This window comes from Hafnia paralvei ATCC 29927 (assembly GCF_001655005.1).
Lineage (GTDB): Bacteria > Pseudomonadota > Gammaproteobacteria > Enterobacterales > Enterobacteriaceae > Hafnia > Hafnia paralvei.
On sequence record NZ_LXET01000008.1, the window covers coordinates 1 to 14370 of the forward strand.

Below are 14370 nucleotides of genomic sequence, written 5' to 3' on the forward strand. Positions count from 1 at the left end.
GTACGCCTTCACGGATGTATCAATGAAGCGCGGTATGGACAGGCGGGCGGAATATTTCACTGCAATACCATAGAGGATTAGCGTCCTAAACCGTAGCGGAGATGGCGTCTCGGATTAAAGCGTACGGATGTATCAATGAAGCGCGGTATGGACAGGCGGGCGGAATATTTCACTGCAATGCCATAGAGGATTAGCGTCCTAAACCGTAGCGGAGATGGCATCTCGGATTAAAGCGTACGGATGTATCAATGAAGCTCGGTATGAACAGGCGGGCGGAATATTACACCGTGCAACATAGAGGATCGTCAGGACAGACCATTACACTGAATCCATATAAACGCCCCTTAATCTCAATCTCTATCCCCGTCAATAAACGTAAATTCCTCCCCCTGCACCTTGCACATCCTCTCCCTACTCTCTATGTTGATAATCGTGAGCTAATGTTATCAATAAGTAAGGAAATAATAATATGCGTAAAACGTTACTAGTGTTAGCCAGTGCGGCAATGATGATGGGAAGCTCTCTGGTTTATGCCGCGGGAGAAGATGTGGGCGATGCGATGGATACTATCGCAAGTCATTATAAGATCGCGCTGAAGGCCGATAATCCACAAGAGTTTAAGAAAGCATTGGAAGGTATGAAAGCTGGGGCTCAGGAGGCTCAAAAAGGGACGCCACCTAAGCTTGAGAAGGAGCCCGCGGATGGCGCCAAAATGACAGATTTCCGTCATGGCCTCGATATTCTCATTGGGCAAATTAATGATGCGGAGAAATTGGCTGATGCGGGTCAGTTTGAACAGGCTAAAGCTGCCGCAGAGAAGTTTAAAGATACGCGCAATACTTACCATAAGAAGTACAAGTAATTATGACTCGGGGGTTGGAAATGCGCTGGGACGCGATGGTGCGATTTACTCACTGGGGCGTTGCTTTGGGTTTTTTACTAAATCGCCTGCATGTAACCAAGCCGGGGAGTGATTGGCATCAGGTTATTGGGCTTGCAGTGGCCAGCCTAGTGATCTTGCGTATCATATGGGGATTTACGTTGGCGAAAGGCCCTGCGCGTTTGTCAGCAATGATTCCAACCCCTACGTCTTTGAAATACCATTTTCATGAATTAAAAAATCGTAGTGAGCCGACACATTTACATCATAACCCGCTGGGAGCTATCGGCATCTGGCTGTTTTGGATTTTGTTGCCGTTGGTAGCCTTAACCGGCTGGGCGCAAGATACGGATTTTATCGATCTCTATCCGGTGGATGACTGGCATTACTGGCTCGTTAACACGGTCACTGTGCTGGTATGCATACATATTCTTGCGGTGATCGCGATGTCTGTCTGGTTACGTAAGGACTTGGTTCGAGCTATGCTGCCAGGTAAGAAGTAGGCGGCGGTTTATCGACTCCCTCTCCACTTCTGAAGAGGGAGTCTATGCGCTTAACGTTTCACGCTACTGATTGAATATTTAAAAGTATCAGGCTTCAAACCATCCAATTTTTGCTCGCCAATCTGCGCTTGCGGATACATTAAATAGGCGGCCTGTTCGGCATCTCCGGGCAGTTTAAGATCGTGGGCGTGGTTATAGGCCATCCAGTTCATCTCCCAACCGCCAAACATCCACTTATTGGCCTTCTGCACTTTAGGATCGCTAAACGGTAGGCCACCCGCCTGTTCTTCCAGCATCACTTTGCGCACATCCGCAGGATCTACGGGTATCCAGCCGTAACCTTCCATATAGAATTCGGCGCGGCAGTGTTGAGCTTTGGTAATATCGCCGTCTTTGCCGAGGCTATTGAATCCCATGCTCGACTTGCCTAAACGTACGCCATAGGCATCGCGGGCAGGGATACCGACCGATCGCGCTAACGCCACAAACAGCGCGTTGATGTCGGCACATTTACCGGAAAGATTGCCGCTGTCGAGCATTTGTTTGACGTTGCCATCGCCGCAGCCGAGCGTTTTCGGATCGCGTTGAGTGTTAGCCACTACCCAGTCATAAATCATTTTGGCGCGATCGATATTATTTTCACCGCGTCCCTGAATGATCTGATTCGCCGTTTTTGCCACGATACCATCGGTGGGCAAATAGCGAGTAGGTTGAAGGTAAAGTGCCATTTCTTGCGCTGAAAGTTTGACTGGATTGGCCGGCGGCGTTTGGAGATCGATATGGCGATCACGAGTACTTATGCTTTGTGTCATGGTTATGCTGTGCTGTGTGGCCTTTGCCGGCCAGCTAACATGTAAAACCAGTGCGTTGTAGGGCTTAACCAGTATCAGTTTAGCCTTGCCATCGGCGGAGACTTTCCAATGCGGAGTTTGGGCGCGCTGATAATCGCCAAGTCGTGTATCCGGCAGCGGCAGCCATAGCTGCACGGCTTCATGGGTAGCTGGAATATCTACCTGCGTTGTGACTCGGTAATGCTGCCAATCTTTTGTTTCATTGTTGGGAACGGTATCGTTTGAAGCGGCATATCCCACGCTCATCATGGCTGACGCGATGAGCGACACTGCGGCGCTAAGGTGGATAAAACGGCGTCGGTTCATGAATTTTCCATGTTCGTGTTGTCAGGAAAAAGAAGCCAAGTGTTTGGCTTCCATGGTTTCATCCGCCGTCTTCGTTTGCCTGAGGCCTTCCGTTAACCCAGCGAGGTGAACGCCTTTCCGATTTGGAGGGGCTTATTCCAGATTATCGGAAAGGTAATATTTACCTATTTTCAGGGTTAACGATGATATTCGCCAGCGGCTTCTGGCTGGTATTGTAATTCAAGCACTTCAATATGGGTTGTCTGGCCGTTTGGCAGCTCCCACTGAATCGCATCGCCGACGCGTAAACCTAGCAGCGCGGCCCCGATAGGCGCCATGACAGACAGCTCTGCGGCGCTATCTTTCAGGCTGGCAGGATAAACCAGCGTGCGTACATGCTCTTCTTTAGACGATAGATCGCGGAATTTGACGCGGCTGTTCATAGTCACTACATCGGCCGGCATATTTTCAGGGCTGAGCATTTCCGCGCGATCCAGTTCGTTATTCAATGCTTCAGCGACCGGCAGGCTGGCGAAAGCTGGCTGCTCAAGCAGTGTATCTAAGCGGGCAGCATCAAGTTCATTCAGGATAATGGCTGGTCGTGACATCGTTCTCTCCATGTAAGGTGGACTGGAGTCGCTCCGGTCCTTGTTGTTTGGTGTCAAAAGAAAACCCTCACGCCCGTAAGCGCAAGGGTTTAGGATTCGTGGACTTTCTATAACGTGATAATAGATAGCTTACCGGCTTTTTAAAAGTGAGCTGTATCACGATTCGGATACTCTATATCCGCCCTTGGGATAGTATCAAACTCTGTCGCAGTTTATAACAGTGATGGCGTTTTTTCCTGATAAATCAGGGAATAAAATTTTTTCCACTCTGGTATTTTCGTGAAAATTTGAACTGGAAATGCTTTTTGGCATCTATTTCCAGTTTGAATTGGAAAAAATTCCTCTGCTCACTTTTATTTATCCGCTGTAGGGTACAAACATCAACAGAGAGAACGCTCCAGTTGAAATGAATTATAGGGGAGAGTGGGCGTGGCAGAACAACAACTCTTAGTGGATGAGAGAATATTAGCGGAAGAAACAGACACCACACTTGAAAAGGTTATTTCTCTACTTTCTGATAAGGGGATTTATCCCAATGAAGTGCAGAAACAGATGTTATTTTCTCATGTGAAAGCGATGGTGTTACGTTCACATACTGGTGAAGCATTACCTGAGGTCGATATTTCTTTATTCGATGAGATTTCGCCTTTATCGCTAAGTTTAGCGGAGCAGGTTGTGAGCTGGTTTAATAATTTAGCCTACGAAGAAGCACATTTATTATCTGTGCATTTTGAAGTAGCCAAAGAAAATGAATTAAGTTGTGTAACGGGAGAGTCATCATGACAGCAATTAAGGTGGTAATCGGTGATCGTCTGGGTAAAGGACAGAAAGTGGGACAGGGTGTTGAAGCTGCTGGCGGTGTTGCGGTTGTCATCCCAGGTGTTGCGGCAGATATGAAACTGGGCGATGTGATGAAGAAAGAAGAAGCCAACCTAGGGATTTCTTTCTGCGGCAGCGGTGGTGCGGGCGCGATTACGGCTCAAACTAAACACGGATATAAAGCCAAATATGGTATGCGTTCTATTGAAGAGGGTGTAACCGCAATTAACGAAGGCTATAACGTGCTTGGCTTTGGCTTTATGGATAAAGAAGAGTTAGGGCAAAAATTAGTTGAAGCGTATAACAAAAAGTACGGTAGCTAATTTATGAAAGATAATATCACAACGACGGTAACCGTGAGTGGTAGAAGTGATACTAAGCAGAAAGCTTTCGCCGCTGCTTTAAGTAGCATTCAGGGAACATTGCTACGGGAGTCTAAAAAAGTTTTTCTGAGAATTGAACCCGTAGATATTAAAGTTGTAAAGGCAGAAGAAAAAATAACGATGGAGAAATTTCTTTTCTTCTTTTTGCCAAGAAAAAAATATCTCTACTCAATAACGTTAGATGTGACTGTCAATATGACCACCGTTGATACCGATAAAATTGAGTTTAAGTCGGTAAATACCCTAAATCATTCTAAGTGCAGTAAAACGATTAATAGCACCTACGAAGGAGGGAATTTCGCGAATGGGACGGATCAATTACAGAAGTAAGTGATTCGGGGGATTGTGCGTGAAAACACATATGCAATTCGAAGTATGACGGGTAAACCCCAGTGTATTATCACAACGGAATAGCTCTGATGTTTATCTCGCTATTCTATCCCCTTTTTACTTAAAACTGCGCTGTAATTTATTGTTTTAAGTAAAAAGGGGATAACATTATAAGGAATATACTGATGTTTTTAATTATCCTCTTGAAGTCGATTATTATCGGCGGATTGGTTGGCGTGGGTGTAGGTGCAGGTGCTGCGCGTATGTTCCATGCTCCCACCGTTCAGGGCATGGGGGCGTTTCGTACGTTAGGTGAGCTGAACTCCTGCGAAGGCGATCCGGCTTCTCACTTCTCATTCGGTCTAGGGTTTTTCTTTAACGCTTGGGCATCCTCTGTTGCGGCTGGGGCATTCACGCAAGATGTTGACCATCGCATTATCCCAAACTGGGGTGCAGCGGTGCTGCTGATGAAAAATCGCGATCTCGCCACAACGATGCACGATCCGAAAAAGATGGCGATTGCCTGCGGTATCATCGGCGTGATCGTCGTCGCCTTTCTCAACTCAACGGCTTCTGCCGTACCTGAAGCGCTGCAAATTACCGCGGTTAAAGTATTGGTGCCTGCGGCAAACCTGCTTGTGAATACTGTGATGCCGGTGATCTTCTGGCTAGCTGCAATTGATGCCGGTCGCCGTTCAGGTTTCTGGGCTACGATTTTTGGTGGTTTAGCCCAGCTGATTATGGGGAACGCCGTACCGGGTCTGGTTTTGGGCATTTTGATTGGTAAAGGTGTGGAAGAGAGTGGCTGGAATAAAGTCACCAAAATAATGATGGCCGTCATTGTGCTGCTGTTTGTGCTGAGCGGTTTCTTCCGCGGTTTCGATATGAAGATGTTGGAATCCTTCCATATGGGAGTGCCGGTTTGGCTTGACCAAATCCATAACACTCTTAGCGGCAAATAATCAGGAGGAGCACAGAAAATGGACGAGAAATTAAAGAATAACTTCTGGTACGCCGACTGGTCTTTCCCGATCTTTGTGGGATTGCTGTCCGCTGGAGTGTTTGCCGGAACGCATATGTACTATCTATATGGTATTGGTGCATTTAACGAGGTGGCATTTGTCTCCATGCTGCGGGCGGGAATTGATACAGGCTCCTACGGTGCCGTGGCGGCATTTGGTGCTAGCTTCCTGTTCGCTCGCATTATTGAAGGTTCGCTGGTGGGTATTCTCGATATTGGAGGGGCGATTCAAACCGGCGTTGGGTTGGGTGTTCCTGCATTGTTACTGGGCGCTGGATTTGTTTATCCCGTAGAGAACTTTGGTGCTTCGCTAGTGACTGGTTTGGCTATCGGCTTAGCCATCGGCTATCTGATTATTTTAGCGCGTAAGTTCACTATTAATCAGAGTAATTCAACCTATGGCGCAGACGTCATGATGGGCGCAGGCAATGCTTCTGGTCGTTTCTTAGGACCGTTGATTATCCTCTCAGCCATTACCGCGTCTATTCCTATCGGGGTGGGCTCTTTGCTTGGCGCGCTGTTGTTCTATCTCTGGCAGAAACCGATTACCGGCGGAGCGATTTTGGGGGCGATGATTTTAGGCTCAATTTTCCCAGTGGCGATTTAACTGCCTCACGATGCCCGCACTACCGTGCGGGTTACTCCACCTGAAATAAGAAGTAAGAAGGTGTGCGATGTACGATTTAATCATTAAGCAGGGAAAATGCGCTGATGGCAGCGTGATTGATGTGGCTGTCAACGATGGAAAAATTGCCGCTCTCGGTGAACTCAGTGAAATGATTTCTGCGGAGAAAACCATCGACTTACAAGGGCGTTATTTTCTCAGTGCGGGCTGGATTGATGCCCATACTCACTGCTATCCCTCCTCGCCAATTTATAGTGATGAGCCCGATCTCATTGGCGTAGCCAGCGGCGTTACCACGGTTATTGATGCAGGTAGCACTGGCGCTGACGATATTGATGAGTTTTATCGGCTGACGCGCAGCGCTAGAACCAACGTTTTTGCCTTTCTAAACATTTCCCGCATTGGCCTTCTGCGCCAAAACGAACTGGGGGATATGAACGACATTGACGATGTGCTGGCGCACAAAGCCATTAGTGAGCATCAAGGGTTCGTGGTGGGTATCAAGGCTCGTATGAGCAGCAGCGTCGTGCAGCAAAATGGTATTCAGCCATTGATTCGAGCCAAAGAGATACAGGCTTATAACGGCAGTTTACCCCTGATGGTACATATCGGAAATAATCCCCCGAATTTGGATGAAATCGCCGATCTTCTGACGCATGGAGACATTATTACCCACTGTTACAACGGTAAACCTAATCGCATCCTTACGCCTAAAGGTGAACTGCGTAGCGCGGTGAAAAGAGCCTTAGATCGCGGGGTGTTGCTAGACGTGGGACACGGCAGCGCCAGTTTTAGCTTCGATGTTGCGGAAATTGCCATCAAGCAGGGGATTTACCCAAATACGATAAGTTCCGATATTTATTGCAAAAATCGTATCAAAGGGCCGGTTTATAGCCTGGCTTATGTGATGTCAAAATTCTTGTTGGTGGGGTTATCTCTATCGCAAGTCATTGACTGTGTAACGAAAAATGCAGCCCATGCACTACGTTTATCAAATAAAGGCCGCTTGGAAGTGGGCTGCGACGCTGACTTTACGATTTTTGATGTGGTCGATCAGGCACAGGTTTTCGCCGATTCAGAACAACAAAACAGGAGTGGGCAAAACCTGATCCTGCCATTGGCCGCTATCGTGGCTGGCCAGATAATGCTTACTCAGGATGGGGAGACCAGAAATGTCTGCTAATCAGTCTATCTATAAGAAATATAATCTAAAAACAGTTATCAATACGTCTGGTCGAATGACTATCTTAGGGGTATCGACCCCGCGTGAAGATGTGGTCGAGGCGGTTAATTTTGGGCTGAACCACTATTTTGAAGTGAAGGATTTAATCAATAAAACCGGCCGCTATATTGCTGATTTACTCGGCGTGGAGGATGCGGTAGTGGTGTCCTGTGCTTCGGCTGGGATTGCCCAATCGGTTGCCGCGGTGATCGTGAAAGATAATCTGTATCGTTTAGAAAATCTGCATGCGCATTCCCATGACGTACCAAGCGAAATTGTGGTGCCAAAAGGACATAACGTGAACTTCGGAGCACCGGTCGGCACCATGGTGCAACTGGGTGGCGGTACGTTGCGTGAAGCGGGCTATGCGAATGAATGTTCGCCTGCGCAACTGGCTGCGGCGATTACGCCAAAGACAGCGGCGATCCTGTATATCAAGTCGCATCACTGTGTGCAGAAAAGCATGCTGGATGTGGCTCAAGCAGCTGAAGTAGCGAAAACATATCAGTTACCTCTTATTGTGGATGCTGCCGCAGAAGAAGATTTGCAGAGTTATTACCAGGCAGGAGCAGACTTGGTGATCTATAGCGGTGCTAAAGCGATTGAAGGACCCACTAGCGGTTTGGTCATTGGTCGGAAACAGTATGTGGAGTGGGTGAAGCTTCAGTCCAACGGTATTGGTCGTGCTATGAAGGTGGGTAAAGAGGGCATTCTTGGCCTGACACAGGCGATCACCAGCTATATGACGTTGGAGAAAGAGAATGGCCAGCAGATGGTCGACAAAATGTCGGCTTTCATTGATAACCTGAATTCACTCAAGGGAATACAGGCGAAAGTTGTCTGGGATAGCGCGGGGCGTGACATTGCTCGGACCGAAATCTCTTTTGATCATGCCGCTTTAGGGATCACCACACAGGAAATTGTGGATCGTTTGAAAAATGGTGATCCGGCAATTTACTTCCGTGGCTACAAGGCCAATGAAGGCAAGATCGAGGTTGATGTTCGCAGCGTTAACGCTGAGCAACTTCACATCGTTTATGAATGCATCAAGGCATTGTTTAACTAAGGGAGAGAACCGATGCAACTGGCACCTAAATTTTATAAAAACCGTGTATGCCTGAATGTGTTAGCAGGATCGAAAGAAAATGCGCGTGAAATCTATGAAGCCGCTGAGGGTTACGTGCTAGTGGGCGTGTTGTCGAAAGACTATCCTGATGTATCGTCTGCAGTTGCTGATATGAAGGAGTATTCCGCGCTGATTAATAATGCATTGTCAGTTGGTTTAGGTGCAGGCGATCCTAACCAATCACTGATGGTGTCTCAGATTTCGGCTCAGGTACAACCACAGCATGTAAATCAGGTCTTTACTGGCGTGGGAACCAGTCGAGGTATGCTGGGTCAGAATGAATCGGTGGTGAATGGATTGGTTTCACCCACGGGTATCGTAGGACAGGTGAAGATCTCCACTGGGCCGCTGAGTAGCCAAGGACCTGATGCCATTGTCCCTGTGGAGTCTGCAATTGCTCTGCTACAGGACATGGGAAGCAGTTCGGTGAAATATTTCCCGATGGGGGGCTTAAAATGCCGAGAAGAATTTGCCTACTTGGCAAAAGCCTGCGCCGCACAGAAATTCTGGCTAGAACCTACTGGCGGTATTGATCTGAATAATTTTGAAGAGATCCTGAAGATTGCGTTGGATGCGGGGGTCGAGAAAGTGATCCCACACATTTATAGCTCGATTATTGATAAAACGACGGGTAATACACGTCCTGAGGATGTCGCACAATTGCTGGGTATGGTGAAGGGATTGCTAGGATAGGAGCTTAAGGGGCGTTATATATGGCCCTTATGACAGCCCATACCGAGCTTTATAAGTAAATAATGCAGAAACCACTGCTACATGGTTTCTGCGTTTGCGTACCATTAGCCTAATGGTCATCTTCGTTATGGTAGTGTATCGGCCATATCAAAACGTAAACGTTTAAAAGACAAAGAACATGCAATATTGTTTTGTCTTTTTTGTGTTGGATGGAATCAGGTATTTTCCTCAGCGAATCAATTATAAATTCTGATTGCTAGATCACACTACTTGCCTGTCTGCATCTGTTAGTGAACGGTATAATTCTCGCATAACTATTCACTTGATGATTGATATGTCAGTGTAAAGTTGGTCCATAAATTGCCTCTGCATATTCGGCATGTCTAGTTCTACATATGATTTTTTTGCGCAGGGTTGCGTCCATCAGCAAGTTAGCAGCGGTATTAGCATGATCCAATTTCCTTATCCCCGTTTGAATCAGGTGTTTGATGCGCTTCGCGAGGAAACATTGCCTCAGGAAGAGCTGGCGAGGCGTTTTGCCGTTTCCACCCGCACCGTACGCACTGATATCACGACGTTAAACGATATTCTGAGCCAATATGGTGCTCAGTTTGTGCATTTACGGGGCAGTGGATATCGGCTGGAGATACTGGATGCTGAGTGTTTTGCTGCATTACAGCAACGCAGTCAGGCATCACCCCGAATACCACGTAGAGCAAAAGATCGCGTTACACATCTTTTACTGCGTTTTTTAGCGCAGGGCGATCCGCTCAAGCTTGATGACGTTGCTGATAGCTGGTTTGTTAGCCGGGCATCGCTACAAAGCGATATGGCTGAAGTGCGTGAGATGATCGGTAAGTATGGTTTAACCATCGAAAGCAAAGCGCACTATGGCATGAAGCTGTTTGGCAGTGAGAATGCGGTGCGTGCCTGCCTAGCTAATCTACTGTTTCAATACCCAGAAAGTGATGAGCTCTTCAGCGAGTTGCGTGGGAAAGTGCTACCAGAGATCGATATCACGCAGCTGCGTGAGCAATTACATCTGACTATGAGGCAGTATCAAATTCGCCTGACGGATGAGGGTGAACAGCAATTATTGATTTACTGCGGCATTATTTTGCATCGTATCCGCACTGGATTCTTGTTGGATAATCTTGATGTTAGTGACGTCGAGGCAGTGTTTACGCAGGCTGCCCGTGATGTGGCATATTACTTAGAAGAGCGCTTTGGTTGTGGTATTCCAGAAACCGAAGTGGCCTATCTCAGCGTACAAATTGCGGCACGGCGCATTACGGATGCCAGCCGCTTAGAAAACGCGGTCGGTGATGAAAATCATGCTTTGGTGAAGCACATCCTGAATTTTATCAACGAGCATTACAATTATGATCTGCGTGGAGATACACAACTTAGCAGCGATTTACTGTCACATATCGCGACAATGATGACTCGCGCTAAGTACCAGATAAATATTCCTAACCCTTTACTTGAGCATATCAAACAGCATTACCCATTAGCCTATGATGTGACGTTAGCTGCGGTGTCGAGTTGGGGAAAAAATATGCCGTATACCATCACCGATAACGAGATTGGCTATCTGGTTTTGCACATCGGTGTGGGGTTAGAGCGCCACTATGATATCGGCTATGAGCGCCATCCTCAGGCTCTGCTGGTGTGTGATTCCGGTATGTCGACGTTGCGTTTGCTAGAGACCAAACTGAAGAGAGAGTTTCCGCAATTGATCGTCAATCAGATTGACTCACTGCGGGAGTATGAAAAGCTGGAGCAGATTGAAGAGGATTTTGTTATTTCGATGGTGAAGGTACCAGAAAAAAACAAGCCCGTAGTGACTGTTGCGCCTTTTCCAACGAGTTTCCAGTTAGAGCAGCTAGCCAAGCTGGTTCTGGTGGATCGCACCAAGCCTTATATGCTGGAGAAATTTTTTGACGCCTCCCATTTCTGTGTGCTGGAACAACCGATTTCTCAGGCCGAGCTGTTTGCCAACATCTGTCAGCAGCTCGAAGAGGAAGGATATGTTGAGGCTGATTTTCGTTCTTCTTTAGTTGAACGTGAGAGCATTGTGTCAACCATGCTAGGCGAAGGAATTGCTTTGCCTCATTCATTAGGGTTGTTGGCTAAGAAAACGGTGATCTATACCGTGTTAGCTCCTCAAGGGGTTTGCTGGGGAAATAATGAAACGGCATATGTGATTTTTTTATTAGCGATCAGCAAACAGGATTACGAAGAAGCGATGGCTATTTACGATTTGTTCGTGACCTTTATGCGAGAACGTACCGTCGGTCGACTGTTATCCAGTACCCACTTTGAGCAGTTTAGGGCGATTGCCATGGATTGTTTGAGTCGCAGCTAATAATTTAGCTGGCTAATATTAAATAATATATATCATTAGACGGTAGCTATAAATTCTGCCGTCTAAATAGTATCAGCTTAGTTGTATTTCTATAATTCCTATTAACAAAATCCTATCTCGTTACATAATTATCCCATTTCATCATTATTTTATCGCTGATTCGCCTATGATCTCCGGCAGACAAATTTATAAAGTATCTTTTTGGTGAGTCATAATGAAAATATCTAAAGCGGTAGTCATTGTATCGATACTGAGTGTTTCTGGTTTAGCGCATGCTGCAGAAATTTATAACCATGATGGCAATAAGTTGGATCTCAATCTGAAAGCTGATGGCCTTCATTATTTTAGCAAAGATAAAAGTGCTGATGGTGACCAATCTTATATCCGCTTTGGATTTCGTGGTGAAACCCAAATTAATGATCAGCTGACCGGTTACGGCCAGTGGGAATATCAGGTTATGGCAAACACGCCAGAAACACAAAACGACGCCTATACTCGCCTTGGTTTTGCGGGATTGAAATATGGAAACTTCGGGTCGATTGATTATGGACGTAATTATGGAGTGTTGTATGACATTGCTTCGTGGACCGATATGTTGCCAGAGTTTGGTGATAACACCTATGAAGCTGAAGATAATTTCATGACCAATCGCAGTAGTGGTTTGCTGACATATCGTAATAGTGGCTTCTTTGGTTTGGTTGATGGATTGAATATCGCCGCACAATATCAGGGAAAAAACGGCGCTTGTACCTCGGACGGCGGTTGCTCTAATGGCACATCAGGCCGTAGCATTTCCGAGCAGAACGGTGATGGCTACGGTATGGCAATGACTTATGATTTAGGTTGGGGCATCAGTGCAGGCGCGGCATATACGAATTCCAATCGTACTCTGCAACAGCAACGTTCTACTTTGGCTAATGGTAAGCGTGCAGAGGCTTGGACTGCAGGTATGAAATATGATGCCAATAACGTTTATATCGCAGCAACCTATGCGCAAACACGCAATATGACTTATTTTAGCGGTAGTCGTTTACAGGGTGTCGCTAATAAAACTGACAACTGGGAGTTGGTCGCTCAATATCAGTTTGATAATGGATTACGTCCATCATTAGCATATTTACAGTCCCGCTGTGAAAGCATTGGTCGATATGGCGATATGGACTTAGTCAAATATGCCGATGTTGCCACAACCTATTACTTTAACAAAAACATGTCTGCTTATGTTGATTATAAAATTAACCTGCTTGATAGCAATAATCGTGCTGGTATTAATTCAGATAACATTGTTGCAACGGGGCTGGTATATCAGTTCTAATTTTTTTCGTTAAGAATTAGATGGCGGTTTTTATTCCTTTTTCCGCTGTCATTATCCACTGCAAAATATATTTATATCCTGTCATTGGCTTCATTGTTTGCCTCATAAATGATTTATGGGGCTTTTTTATTATTATCTAGATAAAAAACCTCTATAGAGAATAGAGGTTTTCTTGGGAGCGTAAAACAGCAATCTATCAGTCTTCGTCAAAACCTGCTTCAAACAGAGAGACTACAGCTTCTAGCGCTTTATCTTCATCAGGCCCTTCCGCCTGAACTTCAATATGGCCACCCTGAGCAGAGTCCAACATCAGTAGTGCAATGACGCTGCTGGCCTCGGCCTCGACGCCGCTTTCATTACGCAGTAATACTTCAGCGTCGAATCCCTGAACCAGCTCAAACAATTTCATCGCAGGGCGTGCATGCATGCCCAAGCGATTTCTGATTTCCACGGTTTGCTTTACGGTCATACAACGAGCCTATTTACGTTTTTCAAGCGTACGGTGACGAGACTGTACATTCTTGCCGCGTGAGCGGAAGTAGTCGGCCAGTTGCTCCGCTACATAGACAGAACGATGTTTGCCGCCGGTACAGCCGATGGCGACGGTAAGGTAGCTGCGGTTGTTAGTTTCCAGCATTGGCAGCCACTGTTCCAGATAGCTACGCGTTTGATAGATGAAATTATGTACTTCGGTATGGCGATCTAAAAATGCCGCGACGGGTTTATCTAAACCAGTCATAGGACGCAGTTTGGGATCCCAATGTGGGTTCGGTAAAAAACGTACATCAAACACATAGTCAGCATCGATAGGAATGCCGTGTTTGAAGCCGAAGGATTCAAACACCATCGTCAATTCACGCTCGCGTTTGCCCAGCAGGCGCGTACGCAGCATTTCTGCTAACTCGTGCACCGACATCTCAGAAGTATCAATGATGAGATCCGCGCGGGAACGTAGCGGTTCCAGCAGGTCGCTTTCTTCATCGATAGCGCTTTCTAGAGAGAGATTTTTGGTCGAGAGAGGGTGCAAGCGACGCGTGTCGCTATAGCGGCGGATTAGCGTATTGCGATCGGCATCTAAGAACAGCAGCTGTGGAGAAAAACTGTCTGGCAGATTATCCATCGCCGTTTCCAGCACTTCAGGAGATTCAGGCATGTTACGCACGTCAATACTGACGGCGGCGGAAGTTCCACGATCGGCCAGCGAACGAGCTAAATTCGGCAAGAGTTCTACAGGTAAATTGTCTACACAATAAAAACCCATATCTTCTAGCGCACGTAACGCAACAGATTTCCCTGAACCGGAACGGCCGCTGACAATCATCAGCACCATGTCACAACTCC

15 protein-coding genes and 1 pseudogene are annotated in these 14370 nt (G+C 46.6%); 12 read left to right on the plus strand and 4 right to left on the minus strand.

Going from position 1 to position 14370, the window contains the following annotated elements; all coding sequences use genetic code 11:
• Window positions 1-469 precede the first annotated feature (469 nt).
• The gene (cybC, locus tag M988_RS02665; RefSeq protein WP_039184830.1) at window positions 470-862 is read left to right on the plus strand and encodes a cytochrome b562; all 393 of its coding nucleotides are present in this window, start codon (window positions 470-472) and stop codon (window positions 860-862) included.
• Between the two features lie 2 nt (window positions 863-864).
• On the plus strand, window positions 865-1383 hold the full coding sequence (locus M988_RS02670; protein WP_039184833.1) for a cytochrome b/b6 domain-containing protein: 519 nt from the start codon (window positions 865-867) through the stop codon (window positions 1381-1383).
• A gap of 50 nt (window positions 1384-1433) precedes the next feature.
• Here the strand turns inward: M988_RS02670 and M988_RS02675 are convergent, their stop codons facing one another.
• Both M988_RS02675 and rnk read right to left on the minus strand, forming a co-directional pair.
• The gene (locus M988_RS02675; RefSeq protein ID WP_064572763.1) at window positions 1434-2540 is read right to left on the minus strand and encodes a transglutaminase-like domain-containing protein; all 1107 of its coding nucleotides are present in this window, start codon (window positions 2538-2540) and stop codon (window positions 1434-1436) included.
• Window positions 2541-2716: 176 nt separating this feature from the next.
• Window positions 2717-3127 carry a nucleoside diphosphate kinase regulator gene (gene rnk, locus M988_RS02680; protein WP_008815233.1) on the minus strand — a complete coding sequence of 137 codons (411 nt, stop codon included), beginning with the start codon at window positions 3125-3127 and terminating at the stop codon, window positions 2717-2719.
• Between the two features lie 429 nt (window positions 3128-3556).
• Between rnk and M988_RS02685 the strand changes: the two genes are divergently transcribed.
• The 10 genes and pseudogenes from M988_RS02685 (at window position 3557) to ompC (ending at window position 13029) form a co-directional block, all read left to right on the plus strand.
• Window positions 3557-3910, plus strand: a complete 354-nt coding sequence (locus M988_RS02685) for a PRD domain-containing protein (protein ID WP_020303531.1) — start codon at window positions 3557-3559, stop codon at window positions 3908-3910.
• Window positions 3907-4269: an SFCGS family glycine-rich protein gene (locus M988_RS02690; protein ID WP_008815231.1), complete on the plus strand. Its 363-nt coding sequence runs from the start codon at window positions 3907-3909 to the stop codon at window positions 4267-4269. Before M988_RS02685 ends, M988_RS02690 begins: the two co-directional genes overlap by 4 nt.
• A gap of 3 nt (window positions 4270-4272) precedes the next feature.
• Window positions 4273-4557: pseudogene (locus M988_RS02695) on the plus strand (DUF4312 family protein); the annotation flags it as partial.
• Window positions 4558-4844: 287 nt separating this feature from the next.
• Entirely contained in the window at window positions 4845-5621 is a 777-nt protein-coding gene (locus tag M988_RS02700) for a DUF4311 domain-containing protein (protein ID WP_008815229.1), read from the plus strand.
• Window positions 5622-5639: 18 nt separating this feature from the next.
• A complete protein-coding gene (locus M988_RS02705) occupies window positions 5640-6287 on the plus strand; it encodes a DUF4310 family protein (RefSeq protein ID WP_008815228.1) in 648 nt (215 codons plus the stop codon).
• Window positions 6288-6354: 67 nt separating this feature from the next.
• Entirely contained in the window at window positions 6355-7488 is a 1134-nt protein-coding gene (locus M988_RS02710) for an amidohydrolase/deacetylase family metallohydrolase (RefSeq protein WP_064572767.1), read from the plus strand.
• Window positions 7478-8593 carry a DgaE family pyridoxal phosphate-dependent ammonia lyase gene (locus tag M988_RS02715; protein WP_008815226.1) on the plus strand — a complete coding sequence of 372 codons (1116 nt, stop codon included), beginning with the start codon at window positions 7478-7480 and terminating at the stop codon, window positions 8591-8593. The genes M988_RS02710 and M988_RS02715 overlap by 11 nt, the downstream gene beginning before the upstream one ends.
• A 12-nt stretch (window positions 8594-8605) precedes the next feature.
• Window positions 8606-9346, plus strand: coding sequence for a 2-dehydro-3-deoxy-phosphogluconate aldolase (gene dagF, locus M988_RS02720; protein ID WP_064572769.1), 741 nt, complete (start codon window positions 8606-8608; stop codon window positions 9344-9346).
• A 448-nt stretch (window positions 9347-9794) separates the two neighbouring features.
• On the plus strand, window positions 9795-11714 hold the full coding sequence (locus M988_RS02725; protein WP_039184960.1) for a BglG family transcription antiterminator: 1920 nt from the start codon (window positions 9795-9797) through the stop codon (window positions 11712-11714).
• Between the two features lie 214 nt (window positions 11715-11928).
• Window positions 11929-13029 (plus strand): porin OmpC, encoded by a 1101-nt coding sequence (gene ompC / locus M988_RS02730; protein WP_064572771.1) that lies wholly within the window; start codon window positions 11929-11931, stop codon window positions 13027-13029.
• Between the two features lie 196 nt (window positions 13030-13225).
• Here ompC and npr read toward each other — a convergent pair whose 3' ends face one another.
• Together npr and rapZ are read right to left on the minus strand one after the other, a co-directional pair.
• Window positions 13226-13498, minus strand: coding sequence for a PTS phosphocarrier protein NPr (gene npr / locus M988_RS02735; protein WP_008815222.1), 273 nt, complete (start codon window positions 13496-13498; stop codon window positions 13226-13228).
• 9 nt (window positions 13499-13507) lie between these two features.
• On the minus strand, window positions 13508-14359 hold the full coding sequence (rapZ, locus tag M988_RS02740; protein ID WP_004091249.1) for an RNase adapter RapZ: 852 nt from the start codon (window positions 14357-14359) through the stop codon (window positions 13508-13510).
• Window positions 14360-14370 lie beyond the last annotated feature (11 nt).